A 26,640-nucleotide genomic window follows, 5' to 3' on the forward strand; every position below is an offset into this window, starting at 1 on the left:
GGAAGATTCAATGAGAATTCGTATTGCGGAAATAGTGTATTTCACGCTCACCGTCATTTTTACATTAGCGATTACAACGCAGATCACTTTAGCAGGTATGGCGATTTTTATTCAACCACTTCACTGGGCAAACCACACGTTTTTTATTCATTTGTTTGGGTTTAATGTCCCGTTATTGATGCTGCTTGTTGCCTGGTTGGCAAACCTACCACGCTGGGCATACTGGCAAATTCTTAGTCTAATGTTCATGATGTTTTTGATGTATTTCTCTGCAAATATCGCAGGAAAATTACCATGGTTTGCTGCTCTTCATCCAGTAATCGGAACCGGTCTTTTATTATTATCATTCTGGATGGTTATCCAAGCTAAATTTTATCTAAAAAAGGAGAATCGATCATGAGAACATTTATTGCAATTATTGTTGGATTATTAGGAGGATTTGTGTTAGGAATTGCCTTATCAAGCTTTATCGGTATTTTAGGGATGACGCTCTTTAACACCCCAATTGGAATAAAGTTCCTCCCTTACTATACAGCTATTATTTGTGCGATCCTCGTACCATTTCTGGATCACAAGCAGAAGAGTGGATAAACTGGCTTATCCGTTCTTTCTTTACTATAATCTAACAAAAGGCAGGTGCAGGGAGATGTCGATTAAAAAAAGATTATTGTTGTCCAATATCGCGATGATCATCATACCAGTGCTCGGTTTTTTAATCATCGAGATTTTGTTAGGTTACCTTTTTTTCGTGATGGGAAATCTAGAACCTGAAGGGGAAAGCTTGCAAAGGTTTATGAGTTACCGGCTGGTGGCGGTTATTGTCCTATTAATGGTCACGAATGGATTGTTGACTTATTTTGTATCACGGACGATTATTAAACCGATTAAACGATTGAACGAAGCGGCAGAAAAAATAAAACAAGGTGACCTGGACCACAACATACAATCGAAGAAAAAGGATGAGCTCGGCCAGTTATCCAACACGTTTGAAGAAATGCGGAAAAGTTTAAAACAGGCGAAGGAAACACAAGCAAAATATGAAGCAAACCGCCAGGAATTAATCGCTAGTATCTCCCATGATTTGCGGACACCGGTGACATCGATTAAAGGATATGTTCAGGGAGTACTGGATGGTGTTGCGGACTCACCTGAAAAATTAGATCGCTACATGCAGACGATATATAACAAAACAGATCAGCTTGAAAAAATGGTAGATGAGCTTTTTATCTATTCAAAGCTGGATTTAGATCGGATGCCATTTCAGTTTGAAGTGCTTGATATTAATGCCTATTTAGACGATATTATCGAGGAATTAACGTTTCAATATAACAAGATAACTTTCGAGTTTATTGCGGACAAGGGACAAAACTTTTTAGTGAAAGCGGATCGTGAGCAATTACACCGAGTGATCATGAACGTTATTACCAATAGTGTTAAATATATCGACAAAGAGCAAGCCATGATCAGAATTAGGCTAACAGAACAAGATGAACATGTTAAGATAGCTATAGAAGATAATGGAAGTGGTATTGCTGAATCCGAACTACCTTATATATTTGATCACTTTTATCGGACAGATACGTCACGTAATTCGGCAACAGGAGGAAGCGGTCTCGGGCTTGCCATTGTCAAAAAGATTATCGAGGCACACGATGGCACAGTATGGGCGGAAAGTGAACAAGGTCAAGGAACAACAATTTATTTCCAATTGAAAAAAGGTGAACAAAAATGACAAAGATATTAATTATTGAAGATGAGGAGAGCATTGCGGAACTAGAACGGGATTATCTGGAGCTGAGTGGTTTTGAATCAGATATCGCAACAACCGGCAACGAAGGATTAGCCATGGCCAATCAATCTTCCTATGCACTAATCTTACTAGATCTAATGCTTCCAGGAATAGATGGCTTTAAGTTATGCGAGCAACTCCGGGAAACATTGGACATACCGATTTTAATGGTAACCGCACGAAAAGAAGATATCGACAAAATAAAAGGATTCAACCGTGGAGCCGATGATTATATCGTCAAGCCATTTAATCCGAATGAGCTTGTTGCCAGAGTGAAAGCACATCTATCAAGGTATCAGCGCCTGACACAACGAGAAAAAAAGACTCCACTTATCGAAATAAAAGAATTAGCCATCGATCATCTATCAAGAAGAGTATATCTAAATGATGAAGAACTGACGTTGACCGCCAAAGAGTATGATTTATTATATTTCCTTGCGACGAACCCTAATCAGGTATTCACGAAAGAGCACCTTTTAGAAAGAATATGGGGCTTCGATGCGATCGGTGACAGTTCCACGGTTACGGTGCATATTCGTAAAATTCGGGAGAAGATTGAACGTAATCCATCACAACCGACTTTTATTGAAACGATCTGGGGTGTCGGTTATCGTTTTAAAAAAGAGTAGATAGGTGAGTTTATTTGACGATTCGATACAAAAGAGAGAGCAAAACGTTTGCAACAATCTTTACCACTAAAAATCAACCAGATATGACTAGAGGATAATTAAATCAATCAGCAATAATTAAACGAAAGCCGGTGAAAACATGTATCTGAAACGAGTATCTTTGCAAAAAGAAAAGCTTCCTAATCACGATAGCTATCCTTTTTCAATTCCGGTCATAAAAACAATGGATCAGCTTGACGTTACCAGCAATGTCACTTTTTTTGTCGGTGAAAACGGGTCTGGTAAATCGACATTGCTTGAGGCCATTGCTGATAAGTGTGGATTTAATACAGCTGGTGGGGGACGCAATAATTATTTCGATGTAAACGAAGCTCAATCAGTATTAGGAGATTATATTACATTATCGTGGATGCCTAAAGTGACGAATGGCTTCTTTTTACGTGCAGAAACGTTTCATCATTTTGCTACACACATTGATTCTATAGATGGGGCAAGTCAGGCATATGGCGGAAAGTCTTTGCATCATCAGTCACATGGTGAATCCTTTTTATCATTATTTCGGTATCGCTTTCATCAAAGAGCGATTTATTTATTAGATGAGCCGGAAGCAGCATTGTCACCACAGCGTCAACTAGCTTTCTTGAGAATATTGTATGACCTATCAGCATACGGTAATAGTCAATTCATTATTGCGACACATTCACCCATTCTGTTAGGCTATCCGGAGGCGATCATTTTTAGTTTTGATGATGATAGTATTCGGGAAGTTGCTTATGAAGATACTGACCATTATCAGATCACACGTCATTTTTTAGACAATCGGAAGCGGTTTTTACATGAAATTTTCAAGGAAGAATAGGATCTCCCCTTGATAATGATTTCCATACTAATTAGTGTGTTTATCCTGCCAAATTAAGGAAGGGTTATATTTGTCATTTTATACCATTTCATACATACACCTTTTTGCATTTCCTATACAGAAATGCCGCCACCAAAGAGATCCATGCAAAACCTGTGATAAGCATTATTCGTTGAATTAAGCCAGCAAATTGAGAGTCGTTCTCCCAGAGTGTCCCAAAGAACATAAACAGAACCAGCATCACCGTACCAGTAAAAATGCTGTACAGTGTCCATCCGATTCTTCCCTCAGATTTTAAGAATCTACGGGCAAGGACAAAACATGTAATAGGAAGCGATGTGAACACAAGTATCCCGAATACATCGTGTGCATAATGATGCCAACTGACTCCTTCTGTAAAAACCCCAGTTGGTGCTCCTGGTGGATATCCTTGCATAGGATCCATGACAAAAACACCTGAAAATACCAGACTTATTCCAAATAAGCCTAGCAGTAATGGCCCCCATTTTGCACCAGATCCAGGATTTAACGAGCGTCGCATCCCTAAAGCAAAAGCAATCGTTAGTATCCCAGTTATCATAAAATTGGTAATTTGGATCCAGCCCCTATTACCAAGACTTAACGCACTAACTGGATGGTAAATGGGGTCATAACCTGCCCGAGTTATTCCATCAATTAGAAAAACGAACACAAACATTGTAGAGCCAAAGAATCCGCAACCAAGCAAACATTTAGTCACCCTATGTGAATGCCAGTGTTTCTTGAAACCTGTCAAAGTCATCACTCCCTTCTTATCATATATACCTAATCGTAATAGCAAAAAGATCTTGATCATAGTTACATTTGTCATATCCCTAATCACAAAGGGCTTATTTAATGACAAAAGTAACTATTCATGAAAAATTGATATAGAGATAATGGAAATAACAAAATAAAGAAAGGGTGAACGTTATGACTATTGCTTCTATGCAAGGTGTTGTGAAACGATATGGATCTGATGTAGTACTTGATTATATTGATCTTGATATTTATGAAGGGGAAATCATTGGTTTACTTGGTCCTAACGGGGCAGGTAAAACAACGTTAATTCAAACTTTAACAGGAATGACACCTTTTGAAAGAGGGAAAGTGGCACTTTTCGGACAGTTAAAAAATCCTTTCTCCAATCAAAATAAGGAAAAAATAGGCCTTGTTACACAAGAGATTACAGTATTTGAAGAATTGACAGCGAAAGAAAACCTACAATTCTTTGCAGGAGTCTACGGACTAAAAGGTAATGAAAGGAAAAAGAGAATCGAAGAAACACTTGAATTTGTAGGGTTAGGCGATAAAGGTGATAAGGTACCAACCAAATTTTCTGGAGGAATGAAGCGTAGATTAAATATTGCTTGTGCACTGACACATCAACCAAAATTTCTTATCATGGATGAACCAACTGTTGGTATTGATCCACAGTCAAGAAATTATATTTTAGAAGCGGTGAAAAGATTAAGAGAGAATGGTACGACGATTTTATATACAACTCACTATATGGAGGAGGTACAGGCGATTGCTTCCAGAGTGGTGATAATGGATCAAGGTCAAATCATTAAAGAAGGTACAGTAGATGAATTAATCGAAACGGTACAGCATGAAGAAAAGATAAAGATCGATGTTACAGAACCTGATAGAGTCCCAATTAATAATCTGAAAAATGTTGCAGGTGTTCAAAAAGTCATAGTATCTGGTAGTCAAATAACAATTATTTCAACGTTTGGTTCGGGTAATTTAGATCGAATTATCTCACTAGTGAAGGAGCATGCAGGAGTACTGGGAATCCATGCTGATAAACCAAATTTGGAAGATGTCTTTTTAACGCTAACAGGGAAGCAATTAAGAGATAAGGGGGAAGAATAATGAGAGTTCTTTCAACAGTAAAATTTACGGCAATCAGGATGCTTAGAAATTATATCGTTTTATTGCTACTCCTTGTCGTACCCATTATTTTGATCACCGTCTTTTCTTTTATTCTATCAGATTCTGTTACAGAGTTGGGAGAACCTTATATTAATGAAAATTCAATGACCATGGTGCTTGTGTTTCAACTGTTTGCTGGTTCTATTGTTATCTCTTATATTTATAACGACTTTTTTACAGAGTATAAAATTAGAATTTATTCTTTACCCTTTAATAGAGTAATGTATGCTTTCTCGATTATGATGTGTGGAACGTCTTTTTCGATATTTCTAGGGGTTATATTAATGACATACACGCAATTTGTTTTAGGGATTGTTTGGGAGAATTGGGTATGGACGATCTATATTATTTCTTTAATGGCCATTCTGTCTAGTATCGTCTGTTTAATCTTCACTTTCTCTGTAAAAAAGTTTAAAATAGCGGAACGATTGAGTGAAGTATATGGTGTTGGCTTTATTGTATTAGCGGGATTATTTTTCCCTATGCCTGAGAATGCATTTTTCGATTTTTTCGGGTCTTATGGTAATCCGCTGACATTATCGTTAGGTGCTATACATGAAATGAATCAATCTAATATAGGAGAGGCTTGGTTTCAAGCAAATATTCTTATAATAGCGATAGGTATCTTATTTATTGTAATGCTTATACTGGGTAGGAGGAGAATAGCGTGACGATTTTTCAGTTTGCCTTGAAAAGAAGCCTTCGTAATATAACAAATATCCTGTTACTCACTTTATTTCCAATTGCTTGTATTTTTTTACCCGAAGGTGAGGTTTGGCCGTTTATTCCCTATGGTTACCAATATTTCGGTATTCTGATTTTATTTATTGGCATACGTTTAGCCTCTATTATTCTCGAGGATCGCGAAAAAGGAGTAGTTAAAAGATTAGCTGTGACTCCTGTTAGTCATTTTCAATATTTAAGTCAAAATCTATTAGCTTATGCTATTATTTTGATTTTGCAAAGTAGCATTGTGGTTTATGGTGGCGTTCTTTTTGGGCAAGAGCTATATCAGCCAGTCTGGTTGTTACTTTTATATGTATCCTTTAGTTTTGCTTCGCTTGCTATTGCTTTAGCGTGGATTTCGATCTATAGAAGGAAAGAAATATCTTTTCTCATATACATGTCATTCATCTTCTTAGTAGTTGTACTAGGCGGGATAATGATACCGATTGAAATTTTTCCAAATTTATTAAAACGAATTGCTGTTATATTCCCAACCTATTGGCTAGCAGAAGGACTGGATTGGGTTGTTTTTGGAGAAAATATCCTCGATTTTCTACTGATTAATGGTGTACTATGGCTTTATACGATCATCTTTCTCATTATCGGTAGCACAAGAAAAATTTATTAATAAGGCGAGGGGAAAAAGGATGAAGGTGTTCAAAGAACCAATGCTATATGTGAATATTTGGCGCTTTCTAAATATAGCTGTCTTAATTCATTTATGGATCATTTTGGAAACGACGATTAATTCTTTTATCCTGATCCTCCTTTTATTGATCATGACAAGTTTACGGTGGCGTTTTCCTTTACCGATTTGGTCAGTTTTAGTGGATGCTATTATGTGTCTGCTGTTTTTCCCAAGTACAGTTATTGGTTACTATGGGTTAGCACTGCCTATTTTTGAACTGTCTTTAAAGAAAAAAGGCTTATTTTCTCTTTTATTCTTTGCTGGGGTGTTTTTTCCTTCCTCTCCGTCAAACTTATTGTTTTGGTATTATCTGCAAGCATTCTTTTTTGGTACCTTTTCATCTATTACATTAGAAAATCAAGAAATATATAAATTAGAAGCAGATGAACAGCGCAGAGATAGATATGAGTTAGAAAGAATAAAGAATAACTTATTAGAAGCAAATCAATCGGTCTATCAACAGGCAGAAATAATGGAAAGATATCGGATATCAAGAGAACTTCACGATCATTTAGGACATGATTTAACAGGTGCATCACTCGCTTTACAGGCATATGAATGGATTGAGGACCCTAAAGAAGCACAGAAACTTATTCAAGAAGTCAGAAATCGTCTAGAGCGTAGTACGAAAAGCTTAAGAGATACCGTTCATAACATGACCCCAATTACATTAATCGGTGCTGAAATCTTAGAGAACATTGTGCAAAATTATCAACTGGTGGATATTGATTTTCATAAAACGGGCAACATGTTACTTGTTTCAGCTCATAAATGGGGACTGTTAGAGGTTTGCTTAAAAGAGACTTTAACGAATGTTTCCAGACATAGTAATGCTACAAAAGTTAAAGTAGATTTACAAGTAACAGAATCTATAGTGCGCCTATCCATTCAAGATAATGGTATAGTTAAGGAAACTAGTCATACAGGTAGTGGATTAAGAGGGTTACGAATTCGGGCTCGCTCGATGGGAGGAAGCTTATCTATTAGTCAAAAGGATGGGTTTTTAGTTGTTTGTGTCATTCCAATAGATAAAGAGAGGTTAAACACATGAAGATATTAATTGTTGATGACGATGAACTTGTTTGTCAGAGTTTGCAGTTACTTCTAGATAAAGAAGAGGATTTGGAAGTTACTAATTTAGCTACAAATGGACAAGAAGCGATTGAATGTTGTCTAAAAGAACAACCAGACGTGATTTTAATGGATATTCAAATGCCTTTAATGGGTGGGATTGAGAGCACAAGAAAAATAAAAGAACAATGGCCTTCTGTACAAATTATGATGTTAACAACGTTTCAGGATGAAAAAAATATTAGACTAGCACTAAAGGCAGGGGCAGAGGGGTATTTAATAAAGTCAGCATCAATTGAAAGCATGGCAGATCAAATTAAGGCGTTAAAAGCGGGGTCAACCATTTTAGATGCAGATGTATTAAAGACAATTATGGAACCAGATAAAAAGGCACTGGAAGGTTTAACTGCGCGAGAGTCAGATATTGCTGAACTAGTTGCTCAAGGTCTCTCGAACAAAGAAATAGCTCAACAGCTTTTCCTTAGTGTTGGAACTGTTCGAAATATGCTCTCTGTAATTTTAGATAAATTAGAAATTCGTGATAGAACACAACTGGCAATCTATTATTGGCAAAGAGAGCAGGAATAAAAGTGGAGAGCAGTAACAAAAAAACCGGACAAAACCCGGCTTTTTCACGCATGTGCTCGTTTAAAACTAATCGTAGCAATCGCCACAAACACTATCGCGAATGCTAAAATAAATAAAATTTCCTCGAACACGGATACTGATCTGCCAAAAACGGTTAAGTTAAGCCCCATCGTTTCTCGTACAGCTTGAGATAAACTATCGACATCAATCATAATCTTCTTCATCACATCCACACCGTATGTAACAGGATTAAATTTGACAATCACATCAAGCCAGCTTGGCATATTGTTGATAGGAAAAAGAGCACCGGATAAGAAAATCATTGGCATCACAATAATTTGCACAATCAACTGAAAGCCTTGTGTGGATTTAATCATACTGGCAAATAACAAGCCGACTCCAGACAATGCTGCACCTAGTAAAAACATAAACGGAATGACCTGAATCAGTGAGATAATACTGTACGATAATCCTAAAAAAGGAATAAGCAAAAACAAAATCATACCTTGAATCGTTGAAACCGTAGCTGCACCGAGCATTTTTCCAACAGCAATACTCACCCGTGAAATTGGTGAAACCAAAATTTCTTTCATATAGCCAAAGTTTTTATCCTCGATCACAGACATCGCAGAAAAGATTGCTGTCATTAATAATGTCATGGCGACAATGCCAGGAAATATGAATTCGAGATAATTAAAGCCACTGGATTCTTCCCCAAAACCACCAGACATCATCGTTTCCATTGTACCGCTTAAACCACCACCGAATATAAGCAGGAACAATATCGGCATCGAGAATGAACCAAGAAGTCTTGCTCGATCTCGAAAGAATTTCTTTAAGTCACGCTGCCAAATTGCTATAATACCTTCCATGTGTCTACCCCCTTATTCCTTAATCTTTCTTCCTGTAAAGGCTAAAAATACATCATTTAATGTTGGTTTGCGGATATTTAATTTAGTGATCGGTATTTCCAATGTCTTGATGAAAGAGGAGATAAACGCGTCACTGCTTGCTACCTTTAAATGAATCGTATCGTCTTCCACCTTCACTTCGACGGTTCCCATTTTTTCTTCAATTTCTTTCAAAGCAGCCTGATTATCTTCCGTAGACAGTTCAATAATGTCACCACCGAGCTGATCTTTTAGAGCAGTTGGTGAATCAATCGCAATAATCTCACCTTGATCCATTATAGCTACACGATCACTAATCTCTGCCTCATCTAAATAATGTGTCGTGAGAAACATGGTAATTCCTTCTTTTTCCTTAAGCTTTAAAATATATTCCCATAGATGTGCTCGTGTGTTCGGATCAAGTCCAACAGTTGGTTCATCTAAGAAAAGGACTTTAGGATAATGAAGAAGTCCACGCGCAATCTCAAGCCGACGCTTCATCCCACCAGAATATTCTTCGACACGCTGGTTTTGCTCATCAACTAAATCAACAATCTCCAGTACCTCTTGAATTCGGTCATCCCGTTTATTTTTAGGTACATTGTAAAAACGACAGTGTAATTTCAAATTTTCATTGGCAGTTAACTTTTCGTCTAACGTATTTTCTTGAAAAATGATGCCGATACTAGCACGCACTTCATCCTTTTGCTTTTTGGCATCATATTCATTGATGGTAATATCACCGGAAGTTGGCTTGAGCATCGTACAAATCATATTGATCGTGGTACTTTTTCCTGCACCGTTAGGACCAAGAAAACCGAAAATTTCGCCTTCTTTGACATCAAAATTAATTTTTTTAACCGCATCTACTTTTTTATATGTCTTTGTTAAATCCTTTACGGAAATGATAGAATTCAATATGTAACCTCCTTATCCAACAAGATAGTTATGTTATAATAACTATTATCTACTGTATATCGCATAAAGTCAATCTATATGAGGGAGAGAAATAGATGAAAGAACAAGATACATTAACAAATGAATTGGTAGAACAGGCATTAACTGTATTACCAATATTGCCAAAAAAGATGTTTGGTACATCCCCTATAACTAGAAAAGAAGGACTTCACCCATCCCATTTCCATGTGTTACACGTTGTGGAGCACGCAGGACCAATACAAATGGCGGAGATCGCCAAAAAATTAGATATTAATAAATCCAATCTAACCCCTTTAATTCAAAAGTTGATGGAGAAGGAGTTTATTGTCAAAACCAAGGACGAAAAGGATCGTCGTATAACATATATTCAAATGACGGAAAAAGGAAAACAATTTTCAAATGAAAAAAAACAGATTCTTTACCACATAGTCCAAGACCGTTTCGCAACATTAGCGGATAAAGATAAAAGAGCATTAAAAGAAGCGTTTATGACGATTAATTTGATCATGTCCTCAATAGATGAGTAATAATTTGTCGATTTTTTCCGTTGATTCCAGCAAAAATGTCCCTTTTCACAGTAGATGCTTGTTATAATATGTATAAATATGTCGAAAGGGGATTTTTTGTGAAGATAGGTAAAGGTTTAAAAATAATGATAGCGCTTATTGCCATTCTATTATTAATAGATTTATTTGCTGGAAACTATTTTTATAATCTCGCCATTAAACGTGAACAAAAGACTTTTTTACAAGGAAATGATGATCTGGAAGTATCTGCGTCAGCGATGAATGTCTTTACGAAAGGCGGATGGCGAGACTGGGTGGCTAGTCAGGATTTTGATGAATGGCAACTGCAAACTTTTGACGATTTAACCTTACAGGGGTATTATTTACCGGCCAAAACAGATACGAACAAAACAGTTATTTTCGGTCATGGTTATTTAGGGAAAGCAACAGATATGGGATTATATGCCCAATACTATTATGAAGAGTTAGGGTATAATATTTTTCTTTTTGATATGAGAGGGCACGGTCAAAGTGAAGGTGACTATTTTGGTTTTGGATGGCATGATCGTCTAGATGTGTTAGATTGGACAGATCGCGTGATTGAACGAGTTGGCAGGGACGCAGAAATTGCCTTGCATGGTTTATCCATGGGTGCCGGTACCATGTTGATGGCAAGCGGTGAAGAACTACCACCTCAAGTTCAAGCGGTTGTTGCTGATAGCGGCTATACTAATGTATATGACCTTTTTCAATATCAGATGAATCGGATGTACAACTTACCAGCATTCCCGGTATTACCAACAACAAGTATGGTCTCCAATATACGTGCGGATTATTCCTTTTTGGAAGCTTCAGCAATTGACCAGGTACAGAAAGCACAGGTACCCATTCTGTATTTTCATGGGAAAGAAGATACATTTGTTCCATTTGAAATGGCGAATCAACTATATGAGCAGACTAATAGTCATGCAGAAATATTTTTATATGATGATGCCGGACATGGTGAAGCGTATGCCATTCACCGGGAAAAATACCAAACCATGTTGTCTGATTTTTTAACTAGATTTATAGGAAAATAAAAAGGTAGGTGATCGTCTCATCTACCTTTTTTACTATTGAATTTTTCGGGGATAAAAGTGCTCTTTCTTGGATAAATGTATATAACCAAGAAGCAGTACCTTTATCCCACGATTTATAGACTTGTACATTAATAAATTAAATGATATTTATAGTAATAAAGGATTATAGGAGGATGATAAATAGTTTGTTATTATTAGAAATAGGGTATAGTATAATTAAGTAGTTTTTTGAGATTTGATGGAAAAAATGGGGGAAAATTAACATGAAAAAGAAATTATTATTTGTGATTCTGTTATTGTTGTTATCGCTTGTATTGATGGCGTGTACGCAAAATGACGCAGAGGAAGATGAAACAGACGATCCAGAGAATGAAGTAGAAGAACCAGCAGAAAATGAAGACTCTTCTGAGGAAGAAATACCTACGCTTGATGAAGAACAAGCGAAAGAAGTGTTACATGATTATCGAGATGGGTTTATGTCGGTCATTGAAAATACGGAGGATGATGGTGCTTTAGCAGACTATGAATCAAAAGAAGCACTAAAAGAAGAGTTTATGAATGTTATGTCAGAAGATTTGGCTGATTCGTTTGTTTCCCACTATTTTGAAGAGGACAATGGTAAAGTGTATGTGGTTCCGACTGAAGCTCCTGTGTGGTTTGAAGAAGATAGTGACTTTAGTTTGGAGCAAGTGAATGATTTGGAATATGAGGTAACGCAGGAACAATCAAATGAGTTAATTGGAAATATAAGAATGACATATGTTATTACATCAACAGAAGACTCCTGGATTGTTAATGAAGTAAGATCAGAAGATTTAAACGGAGAAAATAGTGAAAATGGACAAGATGGAGATCAAGCATCAGATGAAAACAATACCGACAATAATACAGAAACCGATACTGGGGAAATTACAGAGATAACTGCAGAAGATTTAGTAAGGGAACACCTTAATATCTCACAAAATAGTGATATTCATGTTGTAATGGACCACAAAAATGAAGATGGAAATTTCGTCGTCCAAGTGTATGAATTAGTTTCCAATGGTGAAACAAGTCATACTGCAACAATTGGCTGGTATATTGTTGATCAAGATGATGGTACAGTGGAAGAGATGATGTAAAAGGGATGGGACAAGACAGCTTGTCCCATTTTTTGTGCGATAAGAAAGTATAAAATTTGCGTATTTGTCTAGCTCCGAGCGCCCTGCGCTTTTCTTATGCAAGCTAAGAATGACATCTCTCGTTGACATAACACTGTGTCTTTCCAAGAGATAATGTTTCCTTTTTATTTCGAAACCGGAATATACAATGCTAAAATTATGATATTCCATTTACTGTAAGGCTAGTCCCTATTTTACACGTTAGGAGTACAATTTTTTAGCAGGGTAGTACTTCGACTTAGTGAAAATTTTGAATGTACAAAGTACGACGAACAGGATGTAACTGCCGTTAGCCGATGCAAGTAAAACCAAGATTGTCACCAGCACTTGGCTATAAGCAAATTTTTTCTAAAATTAAAGAAAATCATTCTTCTTTATCTTAGAAAAAACTTGCTCCAGCGAACGATGAAAGGAAATCGCTTCATGAATTTTATGCTCAAACAATTCCTTATGTTCGTGAGGATAGCGATCCAGATCTTCTTGAATGTCAGCTAAGTTGTTAATTTGCAGGTTGAGTGACTCGAGCCAGCGATTAACGTAGGTTTTCATGAACTTCTTATACAAATCCTCACGAGCTTCGTATAAGTCTTTTCGCACACCTTTTTGAAAGACACGTTCGACTAAATTAAATTCCTGTAACCTGCGAACTGCGTAACTCATTGCTGTTTTACTTTTACCTAAGGCATCTTTCATTTGGTCTAAAGTCATTGGAGCCTCATGTAAATAAAGCGTAACAAATAATTGAGCTTCTGTTTTATTTAAAGAAAACATTTCAAGTGTTTTGGAAAACTCTGAAATAATTTGATTATTCACTTTTTCTAAATTGGCATCAGCATCTTGTGTCATAAAAATATGACAACCCCCTTCTAATCTCTTCATTCTTATCTTTACACTACATAAAAAAAAAATCAACGTAAATACTAAGTATATGGTAAAAGTAAGGATTTACATTTGTAAAGTTTAAACTTTACAAACGTAACAAACGGAAAAATAAGTGTATAAAGCTTGAATTTTATATCTAAAACCTTTAGCATAGTAAAAGTGATGCATAAAAAAATGCCGTGAAAAGTCGAAAAATATTGAGGTGATATAGATTCATGTCTGTTATTACAGTTAAAGATTTGTCGAAAATCTTTGGTAAAAAAACAAAAGAAGCACTCTCATTGTTAGATGAGGGTTATAAAAAAGAAGAAATTTTAGAAAAAACAGGCTGTACAGTCGGTGTGAACCGTGCAACATTTGAAGTCGAAGAAGGCGAAGTGTTTGTGATTATGGGGCTTTCCGGTAGTGGAAAGTCGACTCTCGTACGTTTATTGAATCGTTTGATTGACCCTACGGAAGGTGATGTCGAAGTTTCTGGAGAAAATCTTGCGAAGGTAGGGAAAGAAACTTTACGAAAAGTACGTCGTGAAAAGATGAGCATGGTATTCCAAAAGTTCGGTTTATTCCCTTTTCGTACCGTGTTAGAGAACACAGAGTTCGGACTAGAAATTCAAGGGATGAAAAAAGAGGAACGAGCGAAAAAAGCTAAGGAAGCTTTGGAACTAGTAGGATTAGGAAGTTTTATTCACCAGTATCCAGATCAATTATCAGGCGGTATGCAACAACGTGTTGGATTAGCCCGTGCACTGGCAAACGATCCGGAAGTACTACTAATGGATGAAGCTTTTTCCGCATTAGATCCATTAATTCGAAAAGATATGCAAGATGAATTGTTGGATCTTCAACAAAAAATGAAGAAAACCATTATCTTCATTACGCATGATTTGGACGAGGCTTTACGAATAGGTGACCGGATTGCACTGATGAAGGATGGATCGATTGTTCAAATCGGTACTCCAGAAGAAATTTTAGTAAATCCAGCCAATGACTATGTAGAACGATTTGTTGAAGATGTTGATCGTTCCAAAGTATTAACAGCGAGTCATATCATGAAGCGACCAGAAACCGTTGATATTGAAAAACATGGTCCAAGAGTAGCGTTAGAAAGAATTCGAGAGCAAGGCTTATCAAGTATCTATGTGGTCGATCGCTCCAGACAACTAAAAGGCTATGTCACAGCGGATGATGTTAAAAAAGCACGAGAAAATGAAGAAAAGGATTTACACAGCATTCTACGTACAGATATGCCAACAGTAGGATTAGAGGCACCAATTCATGAAATTTTTGAAATTATTCATGATGCGCCTGTACCTGTGGCTGTTGTCGAAGATGGCAAGATGAAAGGGATTATTGTACGAGGTGCAGTAATTGCAGCATTAGCAAATGGAAATGGGGTGACAGAAGATGCTTGATTTTATCCCCGAGATTCCAGTAGCACAGTGGATTAATACGGCTGTTGATCGGATGAAAGATGCATTTGAATTTATTTTCGATCCAATCAAACAAGATTTTGGTCAATTCGTTGAAACTACTGCGGAATGGTTAAGTCAAATTCCAGCACTGATAATAATAATAATCGTTGCTCTCATCGCTTTTTTTGTATCTGGCAAGAAATTTGGGTTGGTTGCTTTTTCTATTATTGGTCTATGGTTTGTCTATAATCAAGGTTTATGGGAAGAGTTAATGTACACATTCACATTAGTTCTTTTTGCCAGTTTGATATCCATCATTATTGGTATTCCTGCCGGTATATGGATGTCGAAGAGCAAATGGGCACAAACGATTATTACACCAATATTGGACTTTATGCAGACGATGCCTGCTTTCGTTTATTTAATTCCTGCCGTTGTATTTTTCGGAATTGGGATGGTACCAGGTATTTTTGCATCTGTTGTATTCGCAACGCCACCTGTTGTCCGTTTTACTAATTTAGGTATTCGTCAAGTATCCAATGAGTTAGTGGAAGCTGCTGACGCATTTGGTACAACAGGATTACAAAAGCTTTTTAAAGTAGAATTACCAATGGCCAGAAAAACGATTATGGCTGGTGTAAACCAAACGGTAATGCTTGCGTTATCCATGGTTGTAATAGCATCGATGATTGGTGCACCGGGGCTAGGTGATAAAGTACTAACAGCTCTGCAACGTTCTCAAGAGGGACCAGGGTTTGTAGCAGGTTTTGGTATTGTTATTTTAGCAATTATTATTGACAGAGTTTCTCAAAACTTAAATAAAGGTTAAGGTGATAAACTTTTCCAGTTTAGCTGGAAAGTTTAAATATAATGAAATTTTAGAAAAGGGGAAATTTATACATGTTAAAAACATGGAAGTCTTTTAGTTTAATGACCGTATTAGTCTTAGTATTTGTACTTGCAGCTTGTGGTGCCGACGATGAAGGTGACAATGGAAATGATGAAGAAACTACAGATGAAGCAGCTGCTGTAGGTGAAGGTAAAGAAATTGAGTTAGTGTACGTAAACTGGGACACTGAAATTGCTTCAACACATGTTGTTGGAAAAGTCTTAGAAGATTTAGGTTATGATGTAAAACTTACATCTATCGAAAATGCTGCAATGTGGGAAGCAGTAGCAAATGGTGAAGCAGATGGTATGGTTGCAGCATGGCTACCAGCAACACACGAAGCTCAATATGCAGAATTCGGTGATCAAGTAGTAGAGTTAGGACCAAACCTTGAAGGTGCTAAAATTGGTCTTGTCGTACCATCTTACATGGATGTTGATTCAATTGCAGACCTTACTGATGAAGCAGGTCAAACAATCACTGGTATTGAAGCAGGTGCTGGTGTTGTAGGAGCAGCAGAAGATGCACTTGAAGAATATGATAACTTAAGTGACTGGAGTGTACAAACTTCTTCAAGTGGTGCAATGACGACACAACTAGGTGAAGCAATCGACAAAGAGGAAGGTATTATTGTAACTGGTTGGTCACCACACTGGAAATTTTCTGAGTATGACCTTAAATATCTAGAAGATCCAGAAGGTGTCTTCGGTGATGCAGAAACAATTGAAACAATGGTTCGTGAAGGATTAGAAGAAGATATGCCAAATGCGTATAAAGTATTAGATCAATTCGAGTGGACACAAGATGACAGTAACTCTGTTATGGTTGATCTTGTAGTAAACGGAGTTGACCCAGAAGACGCTGCAGCAACTTGGGTTGAAGACAACCAAGAAAAAGTAGCTGAGTGGACTGAAGGCGTAGAATAATTCATAGGTGAATTTGAATCCTCCTCGTAGGAATATGCGAGGAGGATTTTTTACGTTTTTGAAAAGTACCCGATACCAAAGCTGACAGGAGCAAGAGGCTGTATGTTAAGATATGCTTATCAAATGTAATAGAATAGAGGATGATTAGCAATTGAAAACGGTACTTGTGACAGGAACTGGAAGTGGATTTGGCCTTTTAACAACACTAGAACTATTGAAAAAAGGTTACAGGGTTATTGCCACAATGAGAACATTACAATCCCGCAAGAAATTAATAGAAGCAGCAGAGACGGATCAATTAGCATCCCGATTAGACGTTTTTGAAATGGATGTAACCAATGATCTGCACATTCAACATGTTAAAGAATACATACAAACTAAATATAAAAAACTCGATGTACTAATTAATAATGCCGGCTTTTGTCAAGCCGGATTTATCTCTGATTTATCGTTCGACGCATTTCATAAGCAGTTTGACGTAAATCTACATGGTGTTTTTCGTGTTACCAAAGCGATGATGCCATTATTGGAGCAGACAAATAAGCCAAATATCATTAACATGAGCAGTATTAGTGGATATGCGGGGTTTCCGGGAATGTCTGCTTATTCTGCATCCAAATTTGCCTTAGAAGGCCTTAGTGAAAGTTTACGCATCGAATTACTTCCGAAAAACATATTCGTTTCCTTAGTGGAACCAGCATCTTACCAAACCGATATTTGGGCCAAAAGTTTGTCTAGTATCGATCATTCTGAAATGGAAAAAGATCCATTTAAGAGTTCCGTCCTATCTCATGCACAGCAAGCATCACAATCGAGTGCAGATCCTAGAGAAGTGGCAGAATTAATTGTCTCTATCTGTAACAAAAAAAATCCAAAACTACGCTACCCAATTGGAAAAGGAGCAAGTATGTTATCTCTGGCAAAACGTTTTTTACCTTGGTCCTGGATTGAGAAAATAATCTGGAATAAACTTAAATAACAAATAAAGGAAATATATGTTAAGCAGCATTAAAAGCTTTATTTGTTCGATTGTTTATCCCTGTATATCTTATTTTAAGTGTGATTTTTCTGTTTATTTTCACAGGAAGGATCTGGTCCTTTTTAATCGCACTTATTATAGTAGCTGCTATTTACGGCAGAATCTGTTATCGCGTATTCTTTAAAGGAGTGATGCCTTTCTCTGAATCCTATAAAGTTACTCAAAGTAAACAAACCGGGCAAGTTCTAGCGCTTTTAGCCGTAACAGTTGCATTTGGCTTTATTCATTACCTAACAACTCTTTTTGAAATCGGTCCGTATATTTTTATAGGTGTATTATTGATTATTAATGCCTTTTTATGGAGAAAATATTTATCATCGCAAAAAAATCATCCCCAGCTAAGGGGATGATTCTTTAAATTAATTCTTCGATGTCAGCATTTTCTCTAAGTTCTTCAATTTTCGACTGAATTTCTTCTTGGCTTTCTTGTTGTTTCTGTGTAGATAGTGTTTGTTTAATTTCCTCTTGTACTTCTTCTAATGGTGGAAGATCCTCTTCACTTTCTTCTGCTACTGATTCGTAATATTCTTTGACCTCTTCGTCAGTTACTTCAATACCAAGCACCGATTCCATATATTTGTTAGATAGCAAATCATTTTCGAGTTGTGCTTTGAAAGTTTCTTCTGTAAATCCACTAGTCTCAAGAACAGAAGCGAATTCATCGCCAAATTGCTCTTCTAAAGCAGCTATTTCATTGTCAATTTCTTCTTGATCAACAGTTAAACCCTCTGCTTCAGCATCCTGTCTGATCAATTCTTGGGTAATTAATTCATTTAATGTTTGATCTTTTATTGCTTCTGTATCTTCTACATCTTGTCCAGATTGTTGTAACGTACTTTTAACAAGTGGGTACATTCGGTTATAGGAAGAACCACTAATTTCTTCATCATTAATAGTTGCTACAGCCTGATCTTCCTCTACCAATTCATCTTCACTGACTGGATTTTGTTCTGGCTGTGCAGCTACATCCCCTTGTTCTTCACTTTCACCTTCAGCTGCGTCTTCACCCTCAGGTGTTTCTTCCGTTGCTGGTTCCTCAGTATTGTTTTCTTCAGCTGCATCATCGCCATTACCACATGCAACAGTGATAACAGCCAAGCTAATCATCATTAATAGCATTATTATCTTCTTCATCAACTAACAACCTCCATAAAACTCATTGTTTGTCCATTCAAACATATAATACACGGTAATTGCAAGTAAGATCATTTAAGGATTTTTAGCTTTACTCCTATCATGTCAGTAATCCAATAGAATTTATTACATTTAAACAACAAAAAAAAGCTTTTTTCATACTTTTTCCATAGTTTGGTTTTTCCTTTTCTTTATTGGGAATATTAGTAATAGGAGTGAAAATGGATGAAAGATATGTCAAAGATAGCTATCTTTACTTTAATAGGTGGATTTATCATCATTGTTTTAACGATGTCTCTTTTTATCGAATTAGCAGGGGATGTGCTAGAGGACGAAAAGTTTTACGCTGATCGCATTTTTCAGGAGTATATCGTTTTTGCAGAGGGAGATTGGTTTTATCAGATGATGGGGTTAGTGACAGAAGCGGGATCTGTTCTCTTTTTGATGGTTGCATCGGTTATACTTGCAGTTTATCTATTTTTTGCGAAAAAAAGTAAATGGTATAGTCTGTTTTTTAGCATTAATATGATAGGGATCAGTCTGTTAACACAGGTGTTGAAGCTTATTTTTGAACGAGAGCGTCCGGAATTAATTGCGCAATATGGTGGTACCGGATTTAGTTTCCCCAGTGGTCACTCGACAGGATCAATAGCCTTTTACGGTTTTATTGTTTACTTACTCTGGAAAACAGTATCAACTAAATGGTTGAAATGGTTCTCTGTTCTGTTTTTTGTGTTACTAGCAATATCGATTGCATTTAGTCGTGTCGTACTAGGGGTTCACTTTTTTACAGATATTGTGGCAGGGATGTCATTAGGAGTGGCTTGGCTGATCATTTGTATCATTGTTTTAGAATTTTTACTTTGGAGAGACAGAAAAAAGCGTAATTCTTGATTGCTGAATTACGCTATTGCTTTCTAGCATAAAGAAGGTGGAATATGGAAATTGGTATTAAATGTATAAGGTGGTGCTGGCTTCAAGGACGGTATACCACCATATGCAAGTGGATTTTGTACATAACGGAAGTTGGAACAACCATCCATGGAACGTCCATGAGCCCATCTTCCTTCTGCACTTTCGTCTCCTTGTGAGAAGTTATAAAAATCATATGCTACTTGCTGTTTCTCAAGACTACGAGGGAAAGTGGAAGGAACCACTACACCTTCTTTTTCTTCTAATTCTTCAATAGCAGCTAACCACATATTTTGGTGCATCGTATCCCGGGCAATTAAGAAGGAAAGCATATCTTTAACACCGCGATCAGATGTCATTTCATACAGTCTGGATACTTGTAAACGTCCCTGAGATTCCGCATTTAAATTAGCTCGAAAGTCTGCCAGCAGGTTTCCACTTGCAATAATATAATCTGCTGTCCATCGATTACCGATACTGTCCCCAGGCATTGCACCTAATCCGGATACGATCGCATGCTGTGGATTCATCCCGCCGATAATAGCACCTAGAACGGGATCTTTTGCCGCTTCTTCCAAGTCACCAACAGGTGCATCATCTAAGAGACGAGCAATCATCGTTGCTAACATCTCAACATGTGCTATTTCTTCTGTACCGACATCCATTAACAAATCCTTATATTTACCATCCATTCGAACGTTCCAGCCTTGAAATAAGTATTGCATGGTAACCGAAATTTCCCCGAATTGGCCACCCAACACTTCTTGTAATTGTCTCGCAAAAAGCGGATCAGGACGATCAGGCTTAGCTGGATATTGCAGTTCTTTCACATGATAGAACATTTAATCACATCCTTAAAAAGTAGGTCTCTGTCCATACTCTATGCACAGGCGTTTATCTATGTTACAAAAAAACTATGAGCAAAGGAGTGTCCAATTCATGGTCCGTCTAAGAAGATATCACTTCAAGTTCAATCATGTGACCCTTTTATAATTTCTTGCTATACTTATCTGGTAACAAAAAGTAAGCAAGGGGGAATTTGAAAGTGGATCAATTATTCAGTCCTTTTCAAATAAAAAATTTAGAACTCAATAATCGTGTGGTAATGCCACCAATGTGTCAATATTCAGTGACAAAAAAAGATGGTACGCCTAATGACTGGCATTATACCCATTATGTAAGTAGAGCAATTGGCGGTACCGGACTTGTTATCGTGGAAATGACAAACGTCGAGCCAGACGGACGAATCTCTAATAATTGCTTAGGATTCTGGTCAGATGAGCAAATTCCAGCATACAAAAAAATCGTCGATGCTGTGCATGAGCAAGGCTCCAAAATCGCTATCCAAATCGCACATGCTGGACGAAAAGCGGAAGATGCAGAAACACCTGTCGCTCCTTCTGCGATACGATTTAGTGAGAAATATAAAGAACCACGCGCACTTACTACGGAAGAAGTACAAGAAATGGTCGATAAATTCCGTCAATCCGTTCGCCGTGCAGTCGAAGCAGGTTTTGATGCGATTGAATTACATGGTGCTCACGGATACTTAATTCATCAGTTCCATTCAAGCTATACCAATAAGCGTGCTGATGAATATAGTGAACTTACGCGCTTTGGTACAGAAGTAGTAAAAGCAGCAAAAAGTGAAATGCCTGTAGATATGCCATTGATTATGCGGATATCCGCAACTGAATTTGTGGAAGAAGGCTATCAATTACAAGGTGGCATCGAACTGGCAAAAGCCTATAAAGAAGCTGGTGTAGACATGTTCCACATCAGTGCTGGTGGTGAAGGTGCAATTGCCCCATCACGTAATCCAGGTGGTCATGCAGGCTATATGGTTCCTTTTGCCAGAGCGATGCGTGAAGCGCTAGAGGTACCAGTAATTGCAGTAGGTCGTTTAGAAGATGCTCAATTAGCGGATTCTATAATCGGTAATCAGGATGCAGACCTTGTTGCTGTCGGTAGAGGAATGCTTCGTGATCCTTATTGGTCGATTCGTGCTGCTCGAGAGTTAGGACAGGAGATGGAAGTACCTGTTCAATATGAGCGGGGATTTGCCTGATAATAATAAAGACGTCACTCAGTGGCGTCTTTTCTTTTTAGTAGGAATGTTCTAAAATAGGTTACAGGATAAATTGAAAAGGACGTGAACATATTGCAATTCAGACCTTGTATCGACTTGCATCAAGGAAAAGTAAAACAAATCGTAGGTGCTACCCTTAATAATGAAAACAAAAATGTAATAGAAAATTATGTTTCTACATATGACAGTAGCTATTACGCAGAAATGTTTCGTGAAGATAAGTTAACTGGCGGTCACGTGATTATGTTGGGTGATGGCAATAAAGAAGCAGCAATCCAAGCTTTACAAACATATCCAGGCGGATTACAAGTTGGTGGGGGAATAAATGCCGATAATGCAGAAGAGTTCCTACAAGCAGGAGCGTCTCACGTTATTGTCACTTCTTATATTTTTCATGATGGCGAATTAAAAATGGACCGTTTAGAAAAATTAATCGAAAAAATTGGTAAAGAAAATCTTGTGATTGACTTAAGCTGTAAACAAAAAGATGGTAAATGGTATGTCGTCACAGATAAATGGACGAAATTCAGTAATATCGAAATAACTCCATCAACGGTTAAAGACTTAGAAAATTATTGTGATGAGTTTTTAATTCATGCCGCAGATGTAGAAGGAAAACGAGGCGGTATCGAGGAAAACTTAGTAGCTAAGCTCGCTGACAATGTATCGATTCCAACCACTTATGCTGGAGGTGTCCGTTCTATAGAAGATCTTGAGCTTTTTGAGCAATTAGCAAAAGGTAAACTACACGTGACAATAGGCAGTGCCCTTGATATTTTTGGTGGAGACTTATCTTATCAAGAGGTTGTGGAATATTGTAAACTTGGAGATAAATAAGAAATCGAAGAAAGAATTGTTGAATAAATGAGTCTAAAAGCCGGGAGTAGTGCAAAAAGGGAATCTCGTGTCTGAAAGAAGGGCTCTAAAAGCCGGGAGCAGTGCAAAAAAGGGAATCTCGTGTCTGAAAGAAGGGCTCTAAAAGCCGGGAGCAGCGCCAAAAGTCAAGCTCGCGTCCGAAAGAAGTGCTCTAAAAAGCCAGTAACAATACCAGTCGGAGTATGCCGCCGAATAGAAAAAACTTCTACTTTTTTGTTCAGATAAGATAAAAAAAACCTTGGAATAGTGCACCACTCCAAGGATTTTAAGTATCAATTAGTATGGATCTGATGGATGTCCCATCGCTTCTGCGTCGTGAACAGCGTCTTCCATCATTTCTTTATTACTTTCCATCGACATTTTCAAGCCATCTTCCACACGCTTCCCATAATCCTTGTCGCACTGGTAGAAATGTTCGATCATTTGATCCTGGATTTCTTTTCGACAACCAGTCAATGCAGAAACAAGATTTTTAATGAGATCATCTCTTTCCCAATCACTTAATCGTCGGTATGTTTCACCAGCTTGACCGTAATTATTTTCCCGGGAAATAGCCTTTCGTTGCAGATTTCCTTCTACATATGGCTCGTGCTCAACACCAGGGTTTTTGTCTTCCTTCAAGCCACCGGTAATGGAAGGTTCATAATCGACATGTGGATTTTTAAAGTCTCCATAATCCTGTCGGAAGTCCATTTGTCCGCCCGTTTGATTTGTTGCTACTTTATGATGTGGGCTGTTAATTGGTAATTGTAAGTAGTTTGCTCCGACACGGTAACGCTGTGTATCAGAATAGGAATAGGTTCTGCCCTGTAATAGCTTATCGTCAGAGAAATCTAACCCATCAACTAATACACCTGTTCCAAAAGCAGCTTGTTCAACCTCGGCATGAAAGTTGTCAGGATTACGGTTTAATACCATTTTACCAACTTTGTGCCAAGGATAATCTTCTTTGTACCAGAGCTTCGTCGCATCTAGTGGATCATAATCCAATTCTGGATGCTCGCCATCTTCCATGATTTGAACATATAGTTCCCACTCCGGGTAGTCGCCTTTTTCAATGGATTCATAAAGATCTTGCGTTGCATGATTAAAGTTTTTACCTTGGATTTTCGTCGCTTCTTCTTGGGTTAGATTTTTAATTCCTTGGACTGGTTCCCAATGATATTTGACGAGCACACCTTTTCCTTCTTCATTGACCCACTTGTATGTGTGTACTCCTGATCCTTGCATATGACGATAGGTTGCTGGAATCCCCCAAGGAGAGAAGACAAATGTAACCATGTGCAATGCTTCTGGTGATTGACTGACAAAGTCAAACATGCGCTCAAGGTTTTGATAATTGGTTACTGGGTCAGGACGAAATGCGTGAATCATGTCAGGGAATTTCAGCGGATCACGAATAAAGAATATTTTTAAGTTGTTACCAACGAGATCCCAGTTCCCGTCTTCAGTGTAAAATTTGATAGCGAAACCACGTGGATCCCGTAATGTTTCAGGTGAATGCTTACCATGAACAACTGTTGAAAAGCGGATAAAAACAGGAGTTTGAACTTCCGTATTAGTAAACACCTTTGCTCGGGTATACTTGGAAATCGGCTCCCCATTTATGGTTCCATATGACTGAAAATAACCATGTGCCCCAGTTCCTCGAGCATGCACAATTCGTTCCGGAATTTTTTCTCTGTCAAAGTGGCTAATCTTTTCTAAAAAGTCATAATTCTCTAATGTCGTCGGACCACGATCTCCTACAGTACGAACATTTTGATTGTCGGTAACTGCATGACCTTGCTGATTGGTCATCTTTTCTTTACCATTATGTTTGTTCTCCATTATCCAACCTCCTTGAGATTCATCATATCCAGTATTCCCCAGTTTTAGGAGGCTATGCACGACTGAGTAAGTGTTTCTCTAAAGAAATATATTTTATATGAGGTGGTTTTATTATTAAACTATAGGATGCATAACCTAAGTGATTTTGTGTAGTTTTTGATATAATTTTAATATATTAAAAATTCTATTTATTGACTATTGTTTGCTGAATGGAGTGATTATTTTGGAAATAATATTAGATGATTTAAGCCATCCAAAAGTTAGTGGATTGATAATGGAACATCTTGATCAGATGTCTGAAGTTTCTCCACCGGAAAGTATACATGCCTTAAATCTTGAAGGTTTGAAACAACCAGATGTTACTTTCTGGAGTGCATGGGAAAACGATACATTACTCGGCTGTGGGGCGCTTAAAGAGCTAGACGATCAACATGGAGAGATAAAATCAATGCGAACTTCTACTTTACATTTAAGAAAAGGTGTTGCAAAGCGAATCCTTCAGCACTTAATAGAAGAAGCTAAAAGGCGTGGTTATCAGAGGCTAAGTTTGGAAACAGGTTCAATGAATGCTTTTGAACCAGCTAAACAATTATATGCAAGTTTTGGATTTCAATATTGTAAGCCGTTTTCAAATTATACAGAGGACCCGAACAGCGTATTTATGACGAGGGAATTATAATTTAAATTGATCGAGCAAAAATAATCACCAATGCTACATTTCCTTGTAAATACCGAAACATTATGTAACTGAAAAAGAGCCAGAATTAAATAAAGTCATATAAGGAAATGTAGGAGGACGCAGAACATTGATGAAAGTAACCATTATCATAATAGTGATTATTGTGATTATGCTAGGCGTTTATTTTTGGGTAGGGAACTATTTTTACAATTTCGCACTCAATGCAAAAAAAGAAAAAGTATTTATCAAAGATAATCCTCATTTAGCAAGGAGTGAAGCGGTGCTCCCTGATGTTGCTGAAGAAGCAAAGCTCATCGATAATGAATTTAAAGACCGTGTTCCATCGTCAAGTATGTCGATGATTTCCAGGGATAAACTGCAGCTAAAGTTACACGCGAACCTTTATCAACAAGAAGAGCAAAACCAAAAATGGGCGATTGTTGTCCATGGTTATGGAGCAAAAGCTGCTGTTATGGTGAGGTGGATTCGCGGCTTCTATGAGAAAGGATTTAATGTGCTTGCTCCCGACCTTCGTGGCCATGGTGAAAGTGAAGGCAGTTATATCGGAATGGGTTGGTATGATCGCCTAGATACTCTGTCATGGATTGATCAAATATTAGATATCAATCCTGACGCTGAGATTGTTTTATATGGAGTTTCGATGGGGGGAGCTACTGTTATGATGACATCAGGAGAATGCTTGCCAGCTAATGTGAAGGTCATTGTAGAAGATTGTGGCTATACTTCTGTCGATGATATTTTTGCTTATCAACTCGCTGATTTATTTAAACTACCGAAGTTTCCGATTATTAATGCTGCCAATACCGTTACCAAACTGCGAGCAGGATTTGATATATATGAAGCTTCAGCTGTGAACAAGGTTCGTGTAAGTAATATACCAATGCTATTTATTCATGGGGAAAAGGATAGTTTTGTGCCATTTGAAATGATTGATAAAGTGTATGAGGTAGCGAATGTCGATAAAGAAAAACTAATCATTCCAAATGCAGGACATGGTGAATCTGTACAAGTTGATCCGGAATTATACTGGACAACGATTTGGAACTTTGTAGATAAATATATACCATGAGA

At 37.4% G+C, this 26,640-nt stretch carries 29 protein-coding genes; 22 read left to right on the top strand and 7 right to left on the bottom strand.

Annotation, left to right across the window (positions count from 1 at the left end; translation table 11 throughout):
- The first annotated feature begins 10 nt into the window (after positions 1–10).
- The 5 genes from GI584_RS06725 (at position 11) to GI584_RS06745 (ending at position 3,277) form a co-directional block, all read left to right on the top strand.
- Complete coding sequence (locus GI584_RS06725) at positions 11–400, top strand: DUF6220 domain-containing protein (protein ID WP_153790725.1); 390 nt, start codon at positions 11–13, stop codon at positions 398–400.
- Positions 397–591, top strand: a complete 195-nt coding sequence (locus GI584_RS06730) for a DUF5957 family protein (protein WP_100361407.1) — start codon at positions 397–399, stop codon at positions 589–591. Before GI584_RS06725 ends, GI584_RS06730 begins: the two co-directional genes overlap by 4 nt.
- A 55-nt stretch (positions 592–646) precedes the next feature.
- Entirely contained in the window at positions 647–1,732 is a 1,086-nt protein-coding gene (locus tag GI584_RS06735) for a sensor histidine kinase (RefSeq protein WP_153790726.1), read from the top strand.
- A complete protein-coding gene (locus GI584_RS06740; protein ID WP_100361405.1) occupies positions 1,729–2,418 on the top strand; it encodes a response regulator transcription factor in 690 nt (229 codons plus the stop codon). Before GI584_RS06735 ends, GI584_RS06740 begins: the two co-directional genes overlap by 4 nt.
- A 139-nt stretch (positions 2,419–2,557) precedes the next feature.
- Positions 2,558–3,277, top strand: coding sequence for an AAA family ATPase (locus GI584_RS06745; protein WP_153790727.1), 720 nt, complete (start codon positions 2,558–2,560; stop codon positions 3,275–3,277).
- Between the two features lie 88 nt (positions 3,278–3,365).
- On the opposite strand, the gene GI584_RS06750 is transcribed toward GI584_RS06745, so the two are convergent.
- A complete protein-coding gene (locus GI584_RS06750) occupies positions 3,366–4,052 on the bottom strand; it encodes a DUF998 domain-containing protein (protein WP_194842144.1) in 687 nt (228 codons plus the stop codon).
- Between the two features lie 176 nt (positions 4,053–4,228).
- Here GI584_RS06750 and GI584_RS06755 point away from each other — a divergent pair, with 176 nt between their 5' ends.
- The 5 genes from GI584_RS06755 to GI584_RS06775 are packed head-to-tail and all read left to right on the top strand — an operon-like array spanning position 4,229 to position 8,306.
- Positions 4,229–5,173: an ABC transporter ATP-binding protein gene (locus GI584_RS06755; RefSeq protein WP_153790729.1), complete on the top strand. Its 945-nt coding sequence runs from the start codon at positions 4,229–4,231 to the stop codon at positions 5,171–5,173.
- The gene (locus tag GI584_RS06760) at positions 5,173–5,904 is read left to right on the top strand and encodes an ABC transporter permease (RefSeq protein WP_153790730.1); all 732 of its coding nucleotides are present in this window, start codon (positions 5,173–5,175) and stop codon (positions 5,902–5,904) included. Before GI584_RS06755 ends, GI584_RS06760 begins: the two co-directional genes overlap by 1 nt.
- Positions 5,901–6,587 (top strand): ABC transporter permease, encoded by a 687-nt coding sequence (locus tag GI584_RS06765; RefSeq protein ID WP_100361400.1) that lies wholly within the window; start codon positions 5,901–5,903, stop codon positions 6,585–6,587. Before GI584_RS06760 ends, GI584_RS06765 begins: the two co-directional genes overlap by 4 nt.
- A gap of 19 nt (positions 6,588–6,606) precedes the next feature.
- Positions 6,607–7,698 (top strand): sensor histidine kinase, encoded by a 1,092-nt coding sequence (locus GI584_RS06770; RefSeq protein ID WP_194842145.1) that lies wholly within the window; start codon positions 6,607–6,609, stop codon positions 7,696–7,698.
- Positions 7,695–8,306 carry a response regulator gene (locus GI584_RS06775; RefSeq protein ID WP_100361398.1) on the top strand — a complete coding sequence of 204 codons (612 nt, stop codon included), beginning with the start codon at positions 7,695–7,697 and terminating at the stop codon, positions 8,304–8,306. Before GI584_RS06770 ends, GI584_RS06775 begins: the two co-directional genes overlap by 4 nt.
- 44 nt (positions 8,307–8,350) lie before the next feature.
- Here the strand turns inward: GI584_RS06775 and GI584_RS06780 are convergent, their stop codons facing one another.
- Together GI584_RS06780 and GI584_RS06785 are read right to left on the bottom strand one after the other, a co-directional pair.
- A complete protein-coding gene (locus GI584_RS06780) occupies positions 8,351–9,178 on the bottom strand; it encodes an ABC transporter permease (protein ID WP_153790732.1) in 828 nt (275 codons plus the stop codon).
- A gap of 12 nt (positions 9,179–9,190) precedes the next feature.
- Positions 9,191–10,114 carry an ATP-binding cassette domain-containing protein gene (locus GI584_RS06785; RefSeq protein WP_153790733.1) on the bottom strand — a complete coding sequence of 308 codons (924 nt, stop codon included), beginning with the start codon at positions 10,112–10,114 and terminating at the stop codon, positions 9,191–9,193.
- A 95-nt stretch (positions 10,115–10,209) separates the two neighbouring features.
- On the opposite strand from GI584_RS06785, the gene GI584_RS06790 reads away from it, so the two are divergent.
- From GI584_RS06790 to GI584_RS06800, 3 genes are all read left to right on the top strand, one after another.
- Positions 10,210–10,662, top strand: a complete 453-nt coding sequence (locus GI584_RS06790) for a MarR family winged helix-turn-helix transcriptional regulator (protein ID WP_153790734.1) — start codon at positions 10,210–10,212, stop codon at positions 10,660–10,662.
- 98 nt (positions 10,663–10,760) lie between these two features.
- Positions 10,761–11,720 (top strand): alpha/beta hydrolase, encoded by a 960-nt coding sequence (locus tag GI584_RS06795; protein ID WP_153790735.1) that lies wholly within the window; start codon positions 10,761–10,763, stop codon positions 11,718–11,720.
- 263 nt (positions 11,721–11,983) lie between these two features.
- On the top strand, positions 11,984–12,841 hold the full coding sequence (locus tag GI584_RS06800) for a hypothetical protein (protein WP_100361393.1): 858 nt from the start codon (positions 11,984–11,986) through the stop codon (positions 12,839–12,841).
- A 393-nt stretch (positions 12,842–13,234) separates the two neighbouring features.
- Here GI584_RS06800 and GI584_RS06805 read toward each other — a convergent pair whose 3' ends face one another.
- Entirely contained in the window at positions 13,235–13,726 is a 492-nt protein-coding gene (locus GI584_RS06805; protein ID WP_153790736.1) for a GbsR/MarR family transcriptional regulator, read from the bottom strand.
- A gap of 251 nt (positions 13,727–13,977) precedes the next feature.
- Here GI584_RS06805 and GI584_RS06810 point away from each other — a divergent pair, with 251 nt between their 5' ends.
- From GI584_RS06810 to GI584_RS06825, 4 genes are all read left to right on the top strand, one after another.
- Complete coding sequence (locus GI584_RS06810) at positions 13,978–15,174, top strand: quaternary amine ABC transporter ATP-binding protein (RefSeq protein ID WP_100361391.1); 1,197 nt, start codon at positions 13,978–13,980, stop codon at positions 15,172–15,174.
- Positions 15,167–16,003: an ABC transporter permease gene (locus GI584_RS06815; protein ID WP_100361390.1), complete on the top strand. Its 837-nt coding sequence runs from the start codon at positions 15,167–15,169 to the stop codon at positions 16,001–16,003. The genes GI584_RS06810 and GI584_RS06815 overlap by 8 nt, the downstream gene beginning before the upstream one ends.
- Before the next feature lie 71 nt (positions 16,004–16,074).
- On the top strand, positions 16,075–16,989 hold the full coding sequence (locus GI584_RS06820; RefSeq protein ID WP_194842146.1) for a glycine betaine ABC transporter substrate-binding protein: 915 nt from the start codon (positions 16,075–16,077) through the stop codon (positions 16,987–16,989).
- A 151-nt stretch (positions 16,990–17,140) separates the two neighbouring features.
- Positions 17,141–17,968, top strand: a complete 828-nt coding sequence (locus GI584_RS06825) for an SDR family oxidoreductase (RefSeq protein WP_153790737.1) — start codon at positions 17,141–17,143, stop codon at positions 17,966–17,968.
- 414 nt (positions 17,969–18,382) lie between these two features.
- Here GI584_RS06825 and GI584_RS06830 read toward each other — a convergent pair whose 3' ends face one another.
- A complete protein-coding gene (locus tag GI584_RS06830) occupies positions 18,383–19,162 on the bottom strand; it encodes a SurA N-terminal domain-containing protein (RefSeq protein ID WP_153790738.1) in 780 nt (259 codons plus the stop codon).
- Positions 19,163–19,387: 225 nt separating this feature from the next.
- Here GI584_RS06830 and GI584_RS06835 point away from each other — a divergent pair, with 225 nt between their 5' ends.
- On the top strand, positions 19,388–20,056 hold the full coding sequence (locus GI584_RS06835; RefSeq protein WP_153790739.1) for a phosphatase PAP2 family protein: 669 nt from the start codon (positions 19,388–19,390) through the stop codon (positions 20,054–20,056).
- 23 nt (positions 20,057–20,079) lie between these two features.
- Here the strand turns inward: GI584_RS06835 and GI584_RS06840 are convergent, their stop codons facing one another.
- Positions 20,080–20,916 carry a manganese catalase gene (locus GI584_RS06840; protein ID WP_153790740.1) on the bottom strand — a complete coding sequence of 279 codons (837 nt, stop codon included), beginning with the start codon at positions 20,914–20,916 and terminating at the stop codon, positions 20,080–20,082.
- A 203-nt stretch (positions 20,917–21,119) separates the two neighbouring features.
- Between GI584_RS06840 and GI584_RS06845 the strand changes: the two genes are divergently transcribed.
- Together GI584_RS06845 and hisA are read left to right on the top strand one after the other, a co-directional pair.
- Positions 21,120–22,142, top strand: a complete 1,023-nt coding sequence (locus tag GI584_RS06845) for an NADH:flavin oxidoreductase/NADH oxidase (RefSeq protein ID WP_153790741.1) — start codon at positions 21,120–21,122, stop codon at positions 22,140–22,142.
- Between the two features lie 93 nt (positions 22,143–22,235).
- The gene (gene hisA, locus GI584_RS06850; RefSeq protein WP_153790742.1) at positions 22,236–23,000 is read left to right on the top strand and encodes a phosphoribosylformimino-5-aminoimidazole carboxamide ribotide isomerase; all 765 of its coding nucleotides are present in this window, start codon (positions 22,236–22,238) and stop codon (positions 22,998–23,000) included.
- A 315-nt stretch (positions 23,001–23,315) separates the two neighbouring features.
- On the opposite strand, the gene GI584_RS06855 is transcribed toward hisA, so the two are convergent.
- Positions 23,316–24,869, bottom strand: a complete 1,554-nt coding sequence (locus GI584_RS06855; protein WP_153790743.1) for a catalase — start codon at positions 24,867–24,869, stop codon at positions 23,316–23,318.
- Positions 24,870–25,092: 223 nt separating this feature from the next.
- Between GI584_RS06855 and GI584_RS06860 the strand changes: the two genes are divergently transcribed.
- Complete coding sequence (locus GI584_RS06860) at positions 25,093–25,548, top strand: GNAT family N-acetyltransferase (RefSeq protein ID WP_100361381.1); 456 nt, start codon at positions 25,093–25,095, stop codon at positions 25,546–25,548.
- Between the two features lie 127 nt (positions 25,549–25,675).
- Positions 25,676–26,638: an alpha/beta hydrolase gene (locus tag GI584_RS06865; protein WP_153790744.1), complete on the top strand. Its 963-nt coding sequence runs from the start codon at positions 25,676–25,678 to the stop codon at positions 26,636–26,638.
- Positions 26,639–26,640: the final 2 nt, after the last annotated feature.

It is taken from the genome of Gracilibacillus salitolerans (assembly GCF_009650095.1).
GTDB lineage: Bacteria > Bacillota > Bacilli > Bacillales > Amphibacillaceae > Gracilibacillus > Gracilibacillus salitolerans.

Bases quoted from the DNA above. Each gene is read 5' to 3' on its own strand.
- GI584_RS06725 (WP_153790725.1), top strand. From the start codon at position 11: ATGAGAATTCGTATTGCGGAAATAGTGTATTTCACGCTCACCGTCATT.
- GI584_RS06730 (WP_100361407.1), top strand. From the start codon at position 397: ATGAGAACATTTATTGCAATTATTGTTGGATTATTAGGAGGATTTGTG.
- GI584_RS06735 (WP_153790726.1), top strand. From the start codon at position 647: ATGTCGATTAAAAAAAGATTATTGTTGTCCAATATCGCGATGATCATC.
- GI584_RS06740 (WP_100361405.1), top strand. From the start codon at position 1,729: ATGACAAAGATATTAATTATTGAAGATGAGGAGAGCATTGCGGAACTA.
- GI584_RS06745 (WP_153790727.1), top strand. From the start codon at position 2,558: ATGTATCTGAAACGAGTATCTTTGCAAAAAGAAAAGCTTCCTAATCAC.
- GI584_RS06755 (WP_153790729.1), top strand. From the start codon at position 4,229: ATGACTATTGCTTCTATGCAAGGTGTTGTGAAACGATATGGATCTGAT.
- GI584_RS06760 (WP_153790730.1), top strand. From the start codon at position 5,173: ATGAGAGTTCTTTCAACAGTAAAATTTACGGCAATCAGGATGCTTAGA.
- GI584_RS06770 (WP_194842145.1), top strand. From the start codon at position 6,607: ATGAAGGTGTTCAAAGAACCAATGCTATATGTGAATATTTGGCGCTTT.
- GI584_RS06775 (WP_100361398.1), top strand. From the start codon at position 7,695: ATGAAGATATTAATTGTTGATGACGATGAACTTGTTTGTCAGAGTTTG.
- GI584_RS06780 (WP_153790732.1), bottom strand. From the start codon at position 9,178: ATGGAAGGTATTATAGCAATTTGGCAGCGTGACTTAAAGAAATTCTTT.
- GI584_RS06790 (WP_153790734.1), top strand. From the start codon at position 10,210: ATGAAAGAACAAGATACATTAACAAATGAATTGGTAGAACAGGCATTA.
- GI584_RS06800 (WP_100361393.1), top strand. From the start codon at position 11,984: ATGAAAAAGAAATTATTATTTGTGATTCTGTTATTGTTGTTATCGCTT.
- GI584_RS06805 (WP_153790736.1), bottom strand. From the start codon at position 13,726: ATGACACAAGATGCTGATGCCAATTTAGAAAAAGTGAATAATCAAATT.
- GI584_RS06810 (WP_100361391.1), top strand. From the start codon at position 13,978: ATGTCTGTTATTACAGTTAAAGATTTGTCGAAAATCTTTGGTAAAAAA.
- GI584_RS06815 (WP_100361390.1), top strand. From the start codon at position 15,167: ATGCTTGATTTTATCCCCGAGATTCCAGTAGCACAGTGGATTAATACG.
- GI584_RS06820 (WP_194842146.1), top strand. From the start codon at position 16,075: ATGTTAAAAACATGGAAGTCTTTTAGTTTAATGACCGTATTAGTCTTA.
- GI584_RS06830 (WP_153790738.1), bottom strand. From the start codon at position 19,162: ATGAAGAAGATAATAATGCTATTAATGATGATTAGCTTGGCTGTTATC.
- GI584_RS06835 (WP_153790739.1), top strand. From the start codon at position 19,388: ATGAAAGATATGTCAAAGATAGCTATCTTTACTTTAATAGGTGGATTT.
- GI584_RS06840 (WP_153790740.1), bottom strand. From the start codon at position 20,916: ATGTTCTATCATGTGAAAGAACTGCAATATCCAGCTAAGCCTGATCGT.
- GI584_RS06855 (WP_153790743.1), bottom strand. From the start codon at position 24,869: ATGGAGAACAAACATAATGGTAAAGAAAAGATGACCAATCAGCAAGGT.